This window comes from Obesumbacterium proteus, assembly GCF_001586165.1.
Taxonomy (GTDB): domain Bacteria; phylum Pseudomonadota; class Gammaproteobacteria; order Enterobacterales; family Enterobacteriaceae; genus Hafnia; species Hafnia protea.
Map to the genome: position 1 here is coordinate 957,761 of NZ_CP014608.1, position 15,340 is coordinate 973,100.

Below are 15,340 nucleotides of genomic sequence, written 5' to 3' on the forward strand. Positions count from 1 at the left end.
CTGGAGTTTGGGGCGCCCTGGATGGGCGATACCAAACCGAAGCGAAAATGCCATCTCGGAAAAAGTGCGGGAGTGCAGAGACCACGCACTGGCGGTCTCTGCCCGTACGCCTACGCGCATGTTGCATAAAAATGCGGAATCAATGGGCGGACGGAATCTTACACATATGCTTTAGATAAGCATGATACCGAGCTGGACATCATCACTAAGCCCTTGTGTGGTATGAGGATAGGGTATGTCAGAACAGTTCCTTTATTTCATTCAGCAGATGTTCAACGGCGTAACGCTGGGGAGCACCTATGCGCTGATCGCCATTGGTTACACCATGGTTTACAGCATTATCGGCATGATCAACTTCGCGCATGGCGAGGTTTATATGATCGGCAGCTATGTCTCCTTTATTGTGATTGCGGCGCTGATGATGCTCGGTATCGATGCCAGTTGGTTATTGATCGGCGCGGCATTCATTGTGGCGGTCGTCATCACCAGTGCCTATGGTTGGAGCATTGAGCGCGTGGCTTATAAGCCTGTTCGCTCGTCAAAACGCCTCATTGCGCTGATCTCCGCAATTGGGATGTCCATCTTCTTACAAAACTATGTCAGCCTTACGCAGGGCTCGCGCGATCTGGCGCTGCCGCGCTTGGTGACCGGTCAATGGACGCTAGGGGAAAGCAACGGCTTTGCCGCTAGCATTTCCACCATGCAAATCATTATCTGGGTGGTGACGTTCCTCGCCATGCTGGCGCTGACGTTATTCATCCGTTATTCCCGCATGGGCCGCGCCTGCCGTGCCTGCGCCGAAGATCTCAAAATGGCGAGCCTGCTGGGTATCAGCACCGATCGCGTTATCTCTCTGACCTTTGTGATTGGTGCCGCTATGGCGGCCGTGGCTGGCGTATTGCTGGGGCAGTTTTACGGCGTTATTAACCCATACATTGGGTTTATGGCGGGCATGAAAGCCTTTACTGCGGCGGTGTTAGGAGGTATTGGCAGTATTCCTGGTGCGATGATTGGCGGCCTGATTCTAGGCGTAGCTGAAGCGTTAACCTCGGCGTATCTGAGTACGGAATATAAAGACGTAGTGTCTTTTGCCTTGCTGATTGTGGTGCTGCTAGTGATGCCTACCGGCATCTTAGGGCGCCCGGAGGTTGAGAAAGTATGAAACAGCTCAATCTGGTTAATGCGATTATTTCCACCGTCACGATGTTTGTTCTCGCGTCATTTATTATGGGTGTTCAGCTTGGCCTAGATGGCACCCATTTGGTGGTGAATCTGGCGGATTCTGTCCGCTGGGAATGGATTGGCGCGGGCTGCGTGGTGGTCTTCTTCTTCCAATTGATGCGCCCGATGATCCAGCAGGGTTTCAAGAAAGTCTCCGGCCCCTCTCTAGTGCTACCAAGCTTGGATGGATCCACGCCAAAGCAAAAACTGGTGTTGGCGCTGATCCTCATCGCTGCGGTGGTGTGGCCGTTCGTGGTATCACGTGGCACCGTGGATATTGCCACACTGACGCTTATCTACGTCATGCTGGGGTTGGGTCTGAATGTCGTGGTCGGGCTGTCTGGCTTGCTGGTGCTAGGGTACGGCGGCTTTTATGCCATCGGCGCTTATACCTACGCGTTGCTCAATCACTATTATGGCATTGGATTTTGGGAAAGCCTGCCAATTGCGGGGATCGTTGCCGCGGCCTTTGGCCTGCTGCTGGGATTCCCGGTATTGCGGCTGCGCGGCGACTATTTAGCGATTGTTACGTTAGGTTTCGGCGAAATTGTGCGTATTTTGCTGCTTAACAACACAGATATTACCGGTGGCCCAAACGGCATCAGCCAGATCCCAAAACCGACCTTCTTCGGGCTGGAATTTAACCGCAGCGTGCGCGATGGTGGCTGGGGATCATTCCATGAATTTTTTGGTCTGAAATATGATCCAAGCGATCGCATCATCTTCTTATATCTCGTGGCGTTGCTGCTGGTGGTCATCACGCTATTTGTCATCAACCGACTGCTACGAATGCCGCTTGGGCGAGCGTGGGAAGCGCTGCGTGAAGATGAAATTGCCTGTCGTTCATTAGGCCTGAGCCCAACGCGGATCAAGCTGACGGCGTTTACCATTAGCGCGGCGTTTGCTGGCTTTGCGGGAACCTTATTTGCGGCGCGACAGGGGTTTGTTAGCCCTGAATCATTCACCTTCGTAGAATCAGCCTTTGTGCTGGCGATTGTGGTATTGGGCGGAATGGGATCTCAGTTTGCGGTGATTCTGGCTGCGGTGATCTTGGTGGTATCTCGCGAACTGATGCGTGATTTAAATGAATACAGCATGTTGTTGCTCGGTGCGCTGATGGTGCTGATGATGATTTGGCGGCCGCAGGGATTACTGCCAATGAAACGTCCACAGCTGAAATTTGCCCCACGCAAAGGAGGCCAAGCATGAGCGCAAAACCTCTGTTGCTAGTGAATAATTTATGCATGCGCTTCGGCGGATTGTTGGCGGTGAATAACGTCGCGCTGATGCTTAATGAGGGAGAAATCGTCTCTCTCATTGGGCCAAACGGGGCGGGGAAAACCACGGTATTTAACTGCCTAACCGGTTTTTATCGCCCAAGCAGCGGCTCGATAAAACTGCGCGACCGCGAACTTGCGGGGCTGGCTGGACAACAAATTGCACGAATGGGCGTAGTACGCACGTTCCAGCATGTACGCTTGTTCAAAGAGATGACGGTGGTTGAAAACCTGCTGGTTGCACAGCATCAGCACCTGAAAAGCGGGGTGTTCGCTGGTCTGCTAAAAACGCCAACGTTTCGCCGCGCTGAAGCCGATGCGCTAGAGCGTGCCGCCGTATGGTTAGATCGCGTGGGGTTGCTGGAGTTCTCAAACCGTCAGGCGGGCAATTTAGCCTATGGTCAGCAGCGCCGGTTAGAGATTGCCCGCTGCATGGTGACGCGTCCTGAATTGCTGATGCTGGATGAACCGGCCGCAGGGCTTAATCCAAAAGAAACCGATGAGCTTAACGAGCTGATCGCCGATTTACGCAATCATCATCAGGTCTCCGTGCTGTTGATTGAGCATGATATGAAATTGGTGATGGATATTTCAGACAGAATTTACGTGGTAAATCAGGGAACTCCGCTGGCACAAGGCTCACCTGAAGAGGTGCGCAATAATCCGGATGTCATTCGTGCGTATTTGGGAGAGGCGTAACTATGCTGACTTTAGACAATGTCTCGGCTCATTACGGAAAAATTCAGGCGTTGCACAACGTCAGTATTCAGATCCAGAAAGGTGAAATCGTTACGCTTATCGGCGCGAACGGTGCGGGAAAAACGACGCTGCTGGGCACGTTATGCGGTGAGCCGCGAGCGACCTCGGGGCGCATCAATTTTCTTGGGCAAGACATCACCGACTGGCAGACGGCCCGCATTATGCGCGAGGCAATAGCGATTGTGCCGGAGGGGCGTCGGGTATTCTCACGTATGACGGTTGAAGAGAACTTGGCGATGGGCGGTTTTTTTGCCGATCGCCACCAGTATCAAGAACGTATTGCGCGAGTTTATGATCTGTTCCCCCGCTTGCATGAACGTCGTATACAGCGCGCAGGCACCATGTCTGGCGGCGAACAGCAGATGCTGGCAATCGGGCGTGCCTTGATGAGCCAGCCTAAGCTGTTGCTGCTCGATGAGCCGTCGCTAGGCCTAGCACCCATCATCATTCTGCAAATTTTCGACACCATTCAACAGCTGCGCGAAGAGGGAATGACCATATTTTTGGTCGAGCAAAATGCCAATCAGGCGCTCAAGCTGGCCGATCGTGGCTATGTGCTAGAAAACGGGCACGTGGTGCTGGAAGACAGCGGCTCAGCGCTGTTAGCAAACAGCGCCGTTCGTAGCGCGTATTTGGGTGGGTAGAGCGCTGGAATTACGATATGAACATAGCAGCATGGATGCTGCGTTTAAGGCTTAAGGATATTCTTGTCGGGAATGAAGAACAGATAGCACTTCAATGCTGTCGATGGTTATCTGATAAACCACAATATAGTTGGGATGTGCAACGATCTCTCTGGTTCCTAATACTCGGCCAGATCGGAACAAATAAGGATGTTCGGCAGCAGGTAATATCGCTTCATCAATGCGTTGCATTAAAGCTTCAGCAGCAAAAGGATTTTGCTCGGCAACGAAAGCTATCAGGGTATATAAATCGTGTATGGCATCGTCAGTCCATTTGACGGTTAGCATTAGGCTAATTTCCTTTTAGCTTTGGCTTCAGCAATAATTTTACGTGCGCCCGCCATGACTTCGTCATGAGGTACTCTGGCACGATTATTATCCATTGATGCTTCTACTTTCGCTTTAAACCAATGCTCATAGCTATCTGCTTGTTCCTGAGTTTCAAACTCTGAAACGATAGGGGAGAGTTTTTTCTGCATGATGTTAACTCCAAAACTGCTGACCTTTTAACCAGTATAGCGTTCTCCACTATTCAAACCAAGTTATACCCTCATACTTGAAGCGGCTTCGGCGTTGGCTACGTTCGCGCACTCGAATCACTTACTAGAGTAAGCTCATCGGGATTTACTCACTTTCCGCCTGGACGTAACTCCAATTATTTTGGGTATAGAACGCGTGCTTCACCGTTATCCCTCCGTCACATTTCCTTCACCTATTGGTTATTTTTCTGTCATACGCGCATGTCATGGTACATCCCGAAAATAAGACGTTCTTTATCACTCAACTTTTGTGGTGATAACACTCATTCGACGGGGATTTAGCATGATGAATAAGACAATAAAACGCAGCATCTGTAGCTTGGCGGTCACGTTTTGCCTCAGCGCTCCGGCGTTGGCAGTCACTGAAATTCCGTTTTGGCATTCAATGGAGGCGGAGCTCGGTACTGAGGTCGATAGCCTTGCTCAGCGCTTTAACCAATCTCAAAATGAATACAAAGTGGTGCCGGTTTACAAAGGCGACTATGAGCAAAGCCTAGCGGCGGGGATTGCGGCTTTCCGTGCGGGTAAAGCTCCGGCAATCTTGCAGGTTTATGAAGTCGGCACGGCCACCATGATGCAGGCTAAACAGGCGATTAAGCCGGTTTATCAGGTATTCAAAGATGCGGGCATTCCTTTCGATGAGTCCCAGTTTGTTCCAACCGTCGCAGGCTATTACGCCGATAATACTTCTGGGCAACTTCTTTCTCAGCCATTCAATAGTTCAACGCCGGTTCTCTACTACAACAAAGACGCTTTTAAAAAGGCGGGCTTAAATCCGGACGAGCCACCAAAAACATGGCAGGCGCTGGCAGAGGACGCGGCGAAGCTACGCGCTAGCGGTATGAGCTGCGGATATGCGTCTGGCTGGCAGGGTTGGGTACAACTGGAAAACTTCAGCGCGTGGAACGGTGTTCCTTTTGCCACTGAAAACAACGGTTTTGGCGGCCCATCGGCGCGTTTGGAGTTTAACAAGCCGTTGCAGGTGAAGCATATTCAGCTGCTGTCAGACATGCTCAAAAAAGGCGATTTCAGCTACTTTGGCCGTAAAGATGAGCCAACGGCTAAATTCTATAACGGTGATTGCGCCATGATGACCGGTTCTTCCGGCTCGCTTGCCAACATTAAACAGTATGCCAAATTTAACTATGGCGTGGCCTTTATGCCTTACGACGCCGACGCAAAAAATGCCCCGCAAAATGCCATTATCGGCGGTGCCAGCCTGTGGGTGATGAACGGCAAAAAGCCTGAAACTTACAAAGGCGTAGCGGAGTTCTTCCAATTCCTAGCCAAGCCAGAGATTGCCGCCGAATGGCATCAAAAAACTGGCTATCTGCCGATCACGACGGCGGCCTATGAGCTGACCAAACAGCAGGGCTTCTACGATAAAAATCCGGGCGCAGATGTTGCTACGCGACAAATGCTGAACAAGCCGCCGTTGGCGTTCACCAAGGGCGTTCGTTTAGGCAATATGCCGCAAATTCGTACCGTGGTTGATGAAGAGCTTGAGGGCGTTTGGACCGGTAAGAAAACGCCACAGCAGGCATTGGATGAAGCGGTATTACGCGGCAATCAGCTGTTAGAGCGCTTTGAAAAATCGGCGAAGTAGTTTTTGTTCTACCTTGCCAATCGCCTTAGAGATGAGGTGATTGGCAGGTGCCTGTATCTGGTAGCAAATTTTGAGGTGTTATGAGTTCTCTAACTCCCACGTTTAAATGCAGCTGGTTGCCTTATGCGCTGGTGGCTCCACAGCTTTTAATCACCGCGATTTTCTTCCTGTGGCCTGCGGGTGAAGCGCTGTGGTATTCGGTACAAAGTCTCGATCCTTTCGGCCTTTCCAGTGAGTTTGTCGGTTGGCAAAACTTTGTTTCCCTTTGGCACGATCCCTACTATTTGGGCGCGTTTCGCACCACGTTATGGTTTAGTGGTCTGGTCACGTTTTTTGGATTGGTGATGTCGCTATTTTTTGCCGCGCTGGTGAATCATGTTTTGCGTGGCCGCCGCATTTATCAAACCTTGTTTATCTTGCCTTACGCGGTCGCGCCCACTATCGCTGCCGTGCTGTGGATGTTTTTGTTTAATCCGGGGCTGGGGCTGGTGTCGCATTTTCTTGGCGCGATGGGCTATAACTGGAACCATGCACAAAACAGCGGTCAGGCCATGTTTTTGGTTGTGCTGGCCTCAGTATGGAAACAAGTAAGCTATAACTTCTTGTTTTTCCTCGCCGCGTTACAGTCCGTGCCGAAGTCCTTGCTTGAAGCTGCCGCCATCGACGGTGCAGGGCCGATTCGTCGTTTCTTCCACATTGTACTGCCCCTGATTTCTCCAGTGAGCTTCTTCTTGCTGGTGGTTAATCTGGTTTACGCCTTCTTCGACACCTTTCCGGTTATTGATGCCGCCACCGGCGGTGGGCCAGGGCAATCCACAACGACGCTGATTTATAAAATCTACCGTGAAGGATTTGCGGGGCTCGATCTTTCTAGCTCAGCCGCGCAGTCGGTGGTTCTGATGTTGATGGTCATTGCGTTAACCCTGATCCAATTCCGCTACGTTGAGCGTAAGGTACGTTACCAATGATTGAGAACCGTAAAGGCCTAGATGTGTTTTGTCACATTATGTTGGTGTTGGGCGTGATGGTGATTTTATTCCCGCTGTATGTGGCGTTTGTTGCCGCAACGCTCGATAAGCAACAGGTATTTGATGTGCCGATGACGCTGATCCCTGGCTCACAGCTGTGGCATAACGTTTCGCAGGTTTGGCATCAGGGCGTGGGCAGCGCCGGAGCGCCGTTTGGCATTCAGTTGATGAATAGCTTTATTATGGCGTTAGTGATTACGGTAGGGAAAATTACGGTATCGATGCTTTCAGCATTTGCCATTGTCTATTTCCGTTTTCCATTGCGTAACCTGTTCTTCTGGTTGATATTCATAACCTTAATGTTGCCGGTCGAGGTGAGGATTTTCCCCACGGTTGAAGTGATGGCAAACCTAAATCTGATGGATAGCTACACGGGATTAACGCTGCCGCTGATGGCTTCGGCAACCGCCACGTTTTTATTTCGACAGTTTTTTATGACGCTACCGCATGAGCTGCTAGAGGCTGCGCGTATCGACGGTGCGGGGCCGATGCGCTTTTTCCGCGATGTGCTGTTTCCTCTTTCTAAAACGAATTTAGCGGCGCTGTTTGTCATCACGTTTATCTATGGGTGGAATCAATATCTTTGGCCATTGCTGATAACTAGCGATCCCTCAATGGGAACGGCGGTCGCCGGTATTAAAAGCGCCATCTCCAGTGGAGAAAGCGCAACGCAGTGGCAACTTGTGATGGCCGCATTGCTGATGACGCTATTACCTCCGCTGTTGGTGGTATTAGGTATGCAGCGCTGGTTCGTCCGTGGTCTGGTTGATAGCGAGAAATAACTGAATGGCACGTTTAAAATTACAGACCGTTAGCAAAAGCTATGACGGCAAGAATGCGATAATCAAAGGCATCGATCTGGATGTTGCCGACGGCGAGTTCATCGTGATGGTGGGCCCGTCAGGCTGTGGAAAATCGACGCTGCTACGGATGGTTGCTGGACTTGAAGAAACCACCGGCGGGGATATTTATATCGATGACGATCGCGTGACGCATAAAGAACCTAAAGATCGCGGCGTGGCGATGGTGTTCCAAAACTACGCGCTTTATCCGCACATGAGCGTATTTGATAATATGGCCTACGGCCTGAAAATTCGTGGTCTGGGCAAAGAACTCATTCGCACCAAGGTGGAAGAAGTGGCGGCCATTCTTGAATTAGGGCCGCTCTTAAACCGCAAGCCAAGTGAGCTATCTGGTGGACAACGCCAGCGAGTCGCGATGGGGCGCGCAATCGTGCGCGAGCCCGCGGTATTCCTGTTTAACGAACCGTTATCCAATCTTGATGCAAAACTGCGCGTTCAGATGCGCCTTGAGCTGCAACAGTTGCACCGCCGCCTAAAAACGACCAGCCTGTATGTGACGCATGATCAGGTTGAGGCCATGACGCTCGCCCAGCGCGTGATTGTGCTTAACAAGGGTGTTGCTGAGCAGATAGGAACGCCGACCGAGATTTATCATCGCCCAGCCAGTCGCTTTGTCGCTGGTTTTATGGGATCGCCGGCGATGAATCTGCTTGATGGTCAGATTAGCGCCGACGGACTGACCTTCGAGGTTAACAATGGCCCGCAGCTGCGTTTAGAACACCCTCTGAGCAAGCTGGCAGGGCAGACGCTGACGCTCGGTATTCGACCAGAACATCTGCGTCGTGCGGCTGAGCTAGAAGCTGGAAACCCGTTTACGGTAATGACGCTGGAGCTGCTGGGTGCCGATAATCTGGCGCACGGGCGGTGGGGGGAACATGGTGTGATCCTGCGCTTGCCGCATCAAATTCTCCCGGAGTCGGAAAGCGAGCTGCGTTTGGTTTTGCCACAGGAAAACCTGCATTTCTTCGATATAACAACCGGTTTGCGCATCGAGCCGTGAACCTGAAGTAAAGCCTTTATGGCGGAGTAAAAGATGACAACATATTGGCCCTATCCAAAAATTATCGCCCACCGCGGTGGTGGCAAATTGGCGCCAGAGAACACCTTAGCGGCGATTGATATTGGCGCGGAGCACGGGCATAAAATGATTGAGTTTGATGCCAAGCTCAGCGCCGATGGGCAAATTTTTTTGCTGCATGACGATAATCTAGAACGCACCACCAATGGTTGGGGCGTCGCCGGTGATTTGCCTTGGGAAAAATTGGTGAATCTGGATGCCGGAGGCTGGTTTGGTCGTGCGTTTCGCGATGAACCTTTACCGCTGCTCTCGCAGGTTGCCGATCGCTGCCGTGAATTTGGCCTAGCGGCGAATATTGAGATTAAACCAACGACCGGCGTTGAACGTGAAACAGGCCGCGTCGTTGCACTCGCGGCGAAAACGCTGTGGGCAACGCATCCGATCCCGCCTTTGCTCTCATCTTTCTCGGTTGAGTCATTGGCTGCGGCGCAAGAAGCGGTTCCAGAATTGCCACGCGGTTTGCTGCTTGAAACATGGGATGAAGAGTGGCTGGCGTTAACTACGCGCTTAGGCTGCGTTTCATTGCATATCGATCACAATGAGCTGACAGCGGAACGCGTTGCAGATATCAAAGCTGCTGGGCTGCGTATTCTGGTGTACACGGTGAATAACCCGAAACGCGCCCGATTGCTGCTGGATTGGGGAGTTGATTGCATCTGTACGGATAAAATTGATGTGATTGGTGCTGATTTTACAGACCGTGAATCCGTTTAAATTGGGGAGCTGACCCACCCCACCCCACCCCAGCCCTCCCCTTCGCAGGGGAGGGAGCCGTTCGGCGATGTTTGTAAGAATCTCGATCTGCTCCTCCCCCTGCTAAGGGGGAGGTTGGGAGGGGGGCATTCGATATACGACCTACTGCCCACCGTTATTTTTTCTATTCTGATCCACGGTATTTTGCTGGTTCAGCATTCTTTGATTATTCACTTTTTTCTGCTGATCCATCTGATTAAGTTGCAGCTGCTGTTGACGTTGCTGGCGATTCTGGTTGTTGAGCATGCGCTGCTGATTGTTATTCTGCCATTGCTGATCGGCATTCAGGCGCATGTTTTCATTCAACTGGTGTATCTGCTGCGCTTGGTTATCTCGCTGGATTTGAGTTTGCGTATTACGCAGCTGCTGTTGATTGAAACTGCTGTTTTGGTTCTGGAAACCTTGTTGTTGCTGTTGGATCATTTGCTGTTGTTGCTGCATGACGGCCGACTGCGCATAGGCATTTGCACTGCAAAAAAGTGACAATGGCGCAAGCAACAGGGCGGGGAGCACAGCACGAAATAGGGTTTTCATAAGACCTCCTGTGATGCTATTCCTTTAAGTCTATGGCATTTCGCCTTGGTTTGCGTGGCAAGAGAAGGGAAAAATGAGCGATTAAATACCATGAATTTTCGTAATCGCTCGTTTAGTTCTTGCATTTCTGGCTAAAAACCGCAATCTCTTGATGGTCTTTAGGTTGTTGTGTTCTACGGTTTTAGCAACAATTCCATATGCTTAATGCGGTTTTTTGTCAGTAACATGTTCGTTACAATGCGGGCAATTTGAATACAGTAATGGAATGGTGTTATGGAACAGTTTGTCGTTATTTCAGTTGAGCAGGCACAGCAAAAGTTACAACAACCGGGTGTCGCGTTGGTTGATATTCGCGATCCGCAGAGTTATGCCGCCGGGCATGCCGAAGGCGCATTTCATCTGACCAATGAGACGTTGCAAAACTTCATGCAAAACAATGAATTCGATACACCGGTGATGGTGATGTGCTATCACGGTAATAGCAGCCGTGGCGCAGCACAGTATTTGCTGCACCAAGGATTTGAAGAGGTATACAGCATCGATGGCGGATTTGAAGCATGGGCCCGCGCTTATCCGCAGCAGGTCGAGAGCTCATCCCTGTAGCGCCTATTAGGCATCAAGATGGTGCCCATTTTAACAAGCAGGTATTCATGGTTCGTATTATTTCCCTGCCTAACCCAAGGCTGGCGCAGGCGTTTATTGATTATATGGCGACGCAGGGCGTGCGTTTAGAGCTAGAAGTGCACAACGACGAAGTTGTGCTGTGGCTTGCTGACGACGCCCAACAGGCGCAGGTTGAACAAGAGCTTGCCCGTTTTCTGCAAGAGCCTTTGCATCCGCGTTATCAGGCGGCCAGCTGGCATGCAGGATCAACGCACAGCGGCTTGAAATATGGCAGCTTTAGCTATCTGAAAAGCTTTACCCGACAGACAGGCCCCTTAACGGTTGGGATCACGGCAATCTGCGTAGTGGTCTATCTGTTAATGCTGTTGTTGGGGGATGTTGCGGTAATGAACTGGCTGGCGTGGCCCGCAGATTCAAGCCAATATTTTCAGGTTTGGCGCTGGGTTAGCCATGCGTTTCTGCATTTCTCTGCGGTGCACATCATCTTTAATCTTATGTGGTGATGGTATCTTGGGGGGCAGGTTGAGAAACGCTTAGGCGCAGGCAAGCTGTTGCAAATTGCGTTAGTTGCGGCCTTTATGAGCGGCTGGGCGCAGTCACTGTTTAGTGGTTCTAATTTTGGTGGCCTGTCTGGCGTCGTGTATGCGTTGATGGGCTATGTGTGGTGGTGTGGTGAACGCGCTCCGCAAATGGGTATCAATATGCCACGTGGCCTGATGGTTTTTTCAGTGCTATGGCTGGTGGCCGGACATTTTGATTGGTTTGGTATGTCGGTTGCAAACGGTGCGCATATTGCAGGCTTAGTGATTGGACTGTTGATGGCGTTTTGGGATGCTCATCATCAGCGCAAGACATCAGCGTAAGAGCAACGTCTAACTGCCGGACATCCGGTAACTCAGGGGAATTGATGTGAAGCAGACACAGCGCCATGACGCGATAATCGATCTTGTTCGCCAGCAAGGATATGTGAGCACGGAAGAGTTGGTCGAGCACTTTGCGGTGAGCCCGCAGACGATTCGCCGCGATTTGAATGACTTGGCGGAGCAAAACAAAATTCAGCGTCATCACGGTGGCGCGGCACTTCCATCCAGCTCGGTGAATGCGGCTTATCACGATCGCAAAATCATGTGGTCGGCGGAAAAAGCGCGTATCGCACAGCACGTTGCTAGCCTGATCCCCGACGGTGCCACGCTGTTTATTGATATCGGTACCACGCCGGAAGCGGTCGCGCATGCATTGTTGAATCACCGCAATTTGCGTGTCGTCACCAACAACCTTAACGTTGCCACGTTGCTGATGGGCAAAGAAGATTTTCGGTTGATACTGGCGGGTGGCGAAGTGCGAACCCGTGACGGCGGCATCATGGGCGAAGCCACGCTAGATTTTATCTCTCAGTTCCGTTTGGACTACGGCATTCTCGGCATCAGCGGTATTGATATGGATGGCTCACTGCTGGAGTTTGATTACCATGAAGTGCGCACCAAGCGCGCGATTATCGAAAACTCACGCTGCGTCATTTTAGTGACTGACCATTCTAAATTCGGCCGTAATGCGATGGTGAATCTGGGCAACATGGATCTGATTGATTACCTGTTTACCGATGAACAGCCACCGGCCAGTATTCAGAAAATCATCGAGCAGCACGAAGTTCAGCTCGAAATCTGCTAAGCCTTTTCCTCTCTATTTCTAAACGCACAGAGCCAGTTTGGTCTGTGCGTTTTGCTTTGTCTTTTCCCTTAGATTTTTAATGCGCGGTGGATTCCAAAAGTGCCTGCAGCGCTGTAAGTCTCGCAAATTTCTCTGAATCGATTTCGCAGTAACGTGCGGCTGTCCTTGAGTCAATTTTAAGCTCCAATAAATTGTTATTGATGGTTTATTAATCGATGAAATTAACCTATTAGGTTATATTGCTAAGGAGAGCCGATGGAGAAGCGAACGCCGCATTGTAGCTTGGAAAAGGTACGGAACTTGATTGGGAAGGGGATGATTAAAGCTACAAAGGTCGCTTATTTGAATGCGAAGCGCCTCGATTTTAGCTGTGCGGGTATGTACCGAGTCGTGAGTGAGTTGTCCGCTAAAGACTTTTATAAAAGTATGACAACGTATCAAAACCACCAAGTTTGGCAAGATGTGTACCATTGCCATCTGGATAAGGTTTCCCTCTATCTGAAAATAACGGTAGTTGATGAAGTGCTAATCGTGTCTTTTAAGGAGCTAGATGATGATATGTCCTGAATGTGGATCGTCCAATACGGTGAAGGAGTATCGTGATACCCCCTACACTTATAAAGGCCAAACGATGATAATCAAGGCATGGGGGGCTGACTGGTGTTTAGACTGCGGGGAAGGCGTGATTTTTAAAGAAGAGTCTCTGCGTATCGACAGCATTTTGACGGAGTTCAACAAGCAGGTTAATGCTTCCATCATCGATCCTGAGTATGTGGTAGCAATGCGAAAAAAGCTGAACCTTTCCCAAAGTGAAGCCGGTGAGATATTTGGCGGTGGTGTGAACGCGTTTTCGCGCTACGAAACAGGTAAAGCGCTGCCCCATGTATCGACCATCAAGTTGTTAAAACTGCTTGATAAGTATCCAGAATTGCTCGAAGAAATTCGTAACTAACCTTTCTCTTTCAGCGCCTAAGTCTATCCGCTTGGGCGGCTATGCTTCCTAATACCCACACAGTATGTAATTTTATTATCTCTCAACTGTTACCTTCATCACGCTGAAATGTTTTTGTTTGGTTAATTTCTGGCGCTAATGTTTGTTTGTGAGTATTATAATGCTCGTAAACGAACATTATTCGATTGTTTTTCTATCATCAACGACAAAATTAGAACTGTTTCGAGCATCCGGAGGGGAAAGTGGAAACCAAAGACTTGATCGTTATCGGTGGTGGCATTAACGGTGCCGGTATCGCTGCGGATGCGGCAGGACGCGGGCTTTCCGTTCTGATGCTGGAGGCTAAAGATTTGGCCTGCGCCACGTCATCAGCGAGCTCCAAATTAATCCACGGTGGCCTGCGTTATCTGGAGCACTATGAGTTTCGTTTGGTGAGCGAAGCCTTGGCAGAGCGTGAAGTTTTGCTGAAACTCGCGCCGCATATCGCTTTCCCGATGCGTTTCCGCTTACCACATCAGCCACACTTGCGCCCAGCTTGGATGATCCGTACAGGCCTGTTCCTTTACGATCATTTGGGCAAACGTACCAGCTTGCCAAGCAGCAAAGGCCTGCGCTTTGGTCCTGAATCGGTCTTGAAATCCAGCTTAACGCGTGGGTTTGAGTATTCAGATTGCTGGGTTGATGATGCTCGTTTGGTGCTGTTAAACGCGCAAGAAGTTGTGGTGCGCGGTGGTGAAGTTCGCACTCGCACTCAGGTTACTCGCGCCTATCGTGAAAATGGATTGTGGGTTGTTGAAGCCAAAAATGCAGACACGGGTGAAGTCTTTACCTGGCGTGCTAAAGGTCTGGTGAATGCGACCGGCCCATGGGTTAAACATTTCTTCGATAATGGATTAGAGCTGAAATCGCCTTATGGTATCCGTCTGATCAAAGGCAGCCATATTGTGGTTCCGCGTGTCCATAATCAGCCGCAGGCTTATATCCTACAGAACGAAGATCATCGCATTGTCTTTGTGATCCCGTGGATGGATGAGTTTTCTATCATCGGGACTACCGACGTGGAATATAACGGCGATCCGCATGATGTGAAGATTGATGATAATGAAGTGAATTACCTGCTGAAGGTTTATAACGATCACTTCAAGAAACAGTTGAGCAAAGACGACATCGTCTGGACTTATTCCGGTGTGCGTCCGCTGTGTGACGACGAATCAGATTCTCCACAGGCGATCACCCGTGATTATACGCTCGACGTGCACGATCAGGATGGCAAAGCGCCGCTGCTTTCCGTATTTGGCGGTAAGCTCACCACCTATCGCAAACTGGCGGAACATGCGCTAGAGAAACTGTCTGGTTATTACGATAACTGCGGTCCTGCATGGACTAAAAACGGTGTATTGCCGGGGGGCGATTTAGGCACCGATCGTGATAGCTATGCCGCGCAGCTGCGTCGCCGCTTTACGTGGTTGCCGGAAGCGTTAGCCCGTCGCTACGTGCGCACTTACGGCACTCGCGCTGAACAACTGATTGGAACCGCGCAATCGCTGGAAGATCTGGGCGAGCACTTTGGCCATCATCTGTATGAGGCTGAGCTGCGTTATCTGGTTGCTGAAGAGTGGGTGGTTGAGCTGGATGATGCGATCTGGCGCCGTACTAAGTTAGGTATGTGGCTGGATGATGCCCAGAAACAGCGCGTTGCGCAGTGGCTGGCAGAGCATAAGTCATAACATGACCCCACCCTAACCCTCCCCTTGG

General features: G+C 50.6%; 17 protein-coding genes and 1 pseudogene. 15 read left to right on the top strand and 3 right to left on the bottom strand.

What is annotated here, in order from left to right; genetic code table 11:
• Positions 1-235 precede the first annotated feature (235 nt).
• The 4 genes from livH to livF are packed head-to-tail and all read left to right on the top strand — an operon-like array spanning position 236 to position 3,901.
• Positions 236-1,162: a high-affinity branched-chain amino acid ABC transporter permease LivH gene (livH, locus tag DSM2777_RS04580; RefSeq protein WP_061553288.1), complete on the top strand. Its 927-nt coding sequence runs from the start codon at positions 236-238 to the stop codon at positions 1,160-1,162.
• Positions 1,159-2,430: a high-affinity branched-chain amino acid ABC transporter permease LivM gene (locus DSM2777_RS04585; RefSeq protein WP_046459441.1), complete on the top strand. Its 1,272-nt coding sequence runs from the start codon at positions 1,159-1,161 to the stop codon at positions 2,428-2,430. The genes livH and DSM2777_RS04585 overlap by 4 nt, the downstream gene beginning before the upstream one ends.
• Entirely contained in the window at positions 2,427-3,197 is a 771-nt protein-coding gene (livG, locus tag DSM2777_RS04590) for a high-affinity branched-chain amino acid ABC transporter ATP-binding protein LivG (RefSeq protein ID WP_025799388.1), read from the top strand. The genes DSM2777_RS04585 and livG overlap by 4 nt, the downstream gene beginning before the upstream one ends.
• Before the next feature lie 2 nt (positions 3,198-3,199).
• Positions 3,200-3,901 (top strand): high-affinity branched-chain amino acid ABC transporter ATP-binding protein LivF, encoded by a 702-nt coding sequence (livF, locus tag DSM2777_RS04595; RefSeq protein ID WP_040046465.1) that lies wholly within the window; start codon positions 3,200-3,202, stop codon positions 3,899-3,901.
• Positions 3,902-3,952: 51 nt separating this feature from the next.
• Here the strand turns inward: livF and DSM2777_RS04600 are convergent, their stop codons facing one another.
• Both DSM2777_RS04600 and relB read right to left on the bottom strand, forming a co-directional pair.
• A complete protein-coding gene (locus DSM2777_RS04600) occupies positions 3,953-4,228 on the bottom strand; it encodes a type II toxin-antitoxin system RelE/ParE family toxin (RefSeq protein WP_061553289.1) in 276 nt (91 codons plus the stop codon).
• On the bottom strand, positions 4,228-4,419 hold the full coding sequence (gene relB, locus DSM2777_RS04605; RefSeq protein ID WP_061553290.1) for a type II toxin-antitoxin system RelB family antitoxin: 192 nt from the start codon (positions 4,417-4,419) through the stop codon (positions 4,228-4,230). The genes DSM2777_RS04600 and relB overlap by 1 nt, the downstream gene beginning before the upstream one ends.
• Before the next feature lie 343 nt (positions 4,420-4,762).
• Here relB and ugpB point away from each other — a divergent pair, with 343 nt between their 5' ends.
• From ugpB to ugpQ, 5 genes are all read left to right on the top strand, one after another.
• Positions 4,763-6,085, top strand: coding sequence for a sn-glycerol-3-phosphate ABC transporter substrate-binding protein UgpB (gene ugpB, locus DSM2777_RS04610; protein WP_061553291.1), 1,323 nt, complete (start codon positions 4,763-4,765; stop codon positions 6,083-6,085).
• A gap of 80 nt (positions 6,086-6,165) precedes the next feature.
• Positions 6,166-7,053, top strand: a complete 888-nt coding sequence (gene ugpA / locus DSM2777_RS04615) for a sn-glycerol-3-phosphate ABC transporter permease UgpA (RefSeq protein WP_061553292.1) — start codon at positions 6,166-6,168, stop codon at positions 7,051-7,053.
• On the top strand, positions 7,050-7,895 hold the full coding sequence (gene ugpE, locus DSM2777_RS04620; protein WP_025799379.1) for a sn-glycerol-3-phosphate ABC transporter permease UgpE: 846 nt from the start codon (positions 7,050-7,052) through the stop codon (positions 7,893-7,895). Before ugpA ends, ugpE begins: the two co-directional genes overlap by 4 nt.
• 4 nt (positions 7,896-7,899) lie before the next feature.
• Positions 7,900-8,976 (top strand): sn-glycerol-3-phosphate import ATP-binding protein UgpC, encoded by a 1,077-nt coding sequence (locus DSM2777_RS04625; protein ID WP_061553293.1) that lies wholly within the window; start codon positions 7,900-7,902, stop codon positions 8,974-8,976.
• Between the two features lie 33 nt (positions 8,977-9,009).
• Positions 9,010-9,768 (top strand): glycerophosphodiester phosphodiesterase, encoded by a 759-nt coding sequence (gene ugpQ / locus DSM2777_RS04630; protein WP_061553294.1) that lies wholly within the window; start codon positions 9,010-9,012, stop codon positions 9,766-9,768.
• Between the two features lie 141 nt (positions 9,769-9,909).
• Here ugpQ and DSM2777_RS23630 read toward each other — a convergent pair whose 3' ends face one another.
• On the bottom strand, positions 9,910-10,341 hold the full coding sequence (locus tag DSM2777_RS23630; RefSeq protein WP_071889866.1) for a hypothetical protein: 432 nt from the start codon (positions 10,339-10,341) through the stop codon (positions 9,910-9,912).
• Between the two features lie 273 nt (positions 10,342-10,614).
• Between DSM2777_RS23630 and glpE the strand changes: the two genes are divergently transcribed.
• From glpE to glpD, 6 genes and pseudogenes are all read left to right on the top strand, one after another.
• Entirely contained in the window at positions 10,615-10,944 is a 330-nt protein-coding gene (gene glpE, locus DSM2777_RS04640; RefSeq protein WP_046459446.1) for a thiosulfate sulfurtransferase GlpE, read from the top strand.
• 47 nt (positions 10,945-10,991) lie between these two features.
• Positions 10,992-11,828, top strand: a pseudogene (glpG, locus tag DSM2777_RS04645) (rhomboid family intramembrane serine protease GlpG).
• Positions 11,829-11,874: 46 nt separating this feature from the next.
• Positions 11,875-12,633: a DeoR/GlpR family transcriptional regulator gene (locus DSM2777_RS04650; protein WP_025799366.1), complete on the top strand. Its 759-nt coding sequence runs from the start codon at positions 11,875-11,877 to the stop codon at positions 12,631-12,633.
• Between the two features lie 255 nt (positions 12,634-12,888).
• Positions 12,889-13,200, top strand: coding sequence for a type II toxin-antitoxin system MqsR family toxin (locus DSM2777_RS04655; RefSeq protein WP_061553296.1), 312 nt, complete (start codon positions 12,889-12,891; stop codon positions 13,198-13,200).
• A complete protein-coding gene (locus DSM2777_RS04660) occupies positions 13,184-13,585 on the top strand; it encodes a type II TA system antitoxin MqsA family protein (RefSeq protein ID WP_226930139.1) in 402 nt (133 codons plus the stop codon). The genes DSM2777_RS04655 and DSM2777_RS04660 overlap by 17 nt, the downstream gene beginning before the upstream one ends.
• Positions 13,586-13,827: 242 nt before the next feature.
• Positions 13,828-15,312, top strand: coding sequence for a glycerol-3-phosphate dehydrogenase (gene glpD, locus DSM2777_RS04665; RefSeq protein ID WP_025799362.1), 1,485 nt, complete (start codon positions 13,828-13,830; stop codon positions 15,310-15,312).
• Positions 15,313-15,340: the final 28 nt, after the last annotated feature.

Bases quoted from the DNA above. Each gene is read 5' to 3' on its own strand.
- livH (WP_061553288.1), top strand. From the start codon at position 236: ATGTCAGAACAGTTCCTTTATTTCATTCAGCAGATGTTCAACGGCGTA.
- DSM2777_RS04585 (WP_046459441.1), top strand. From the start codon at position 1,159: ATGAAACAGCTCAATCTGGTTAATGCGATTATTTCCACCGTCACGATG.
- livG (WP_025799388.1), top strand. From the start codon at position 2,427: ATGAGCGCAAAACCTCTGTTGCTAGTGAATAATTTATGCATGCGCTTC.
- livF (WP_040046465.1), top strand. From the start codon at position 3,200: ATGCTGACTTTAGACAATGTCTCGGCTCATTACGGAAAAATTCAGGCG.
- DSM2777_RS04600 (WP_061553289.1), bottom strand. From the start codon at position 4,228: ATGCTAACCGTCAAATGGACTGACGATGCCATACACGATTTATATACC.
- relB (WP_061553290.1), bottom strand. From the start codon at position 4,419: ATGCAGAAAAAACTCTCCCCTATCGTTTCAGAGTTTGAAACTCAGGAA.
- ugpB (WP_061553291.1), top strand. From the start codon at position 4,763: ATGATGAATAAGACAATAAAACGCAGCATCTGTAGCTTGGCGGTCACG.
- ugpA (WP_061553292.1), top strand. From the start codon at position 6,166: ATGAGTTCTCTAACTCCCACGTTTAAATGCAGCTGGTTGCCTTATGCG.
- ugpE (WP_025799379.1), top strand. From the start codon at position 7,050: ATGATTGAGAACCGTAAAGGCCTAGATGTGTTTTGTCACATTATGTTG.
- DSM2777_RS04625 (WP_061553293.1), top strand. From the start codon at position 7,900: ATGGCACGTTTAAAATTACAGACCGTTAGCAAAAGCTATGACGGCAAG.
- ugpQ (WP_061553294.1), top strand. From the start codon at position 9,010: ATGACAACATATTGGCCCTATCCAAAAATTATCGCCCACCGCGGTGGT.
- DSM2777_RS23630 (WP_071889866.1), bottom strand. From the start codon at position 10,341: ATGAAAACCCTATTTCGTGCTGTGCTCCCCGCCCTGTTGCTTGCGCCA.
- glpE (WP_046459446.1), top strand. From the start codon at position 10,615: ATGGAACAGTTTGTCGTTATTTCAGTTGAGCAGGCACAGCAAAAGTTA.
- DSM2777_RS04655 (WP_061553296.1), top strand. From the start codon at position 12,889: ATGGAGAAGCGAACGCCGCATTGTAGCTTGGAAAAGGTACGGAACTTG.
- DSM2777_RS04660 (WP_226930139.1), top strand. From the start codon at position 13,184: ATGATGATATGTCCTGAATGTGGATCGTCCAATACGGTGAAGGAGTAT.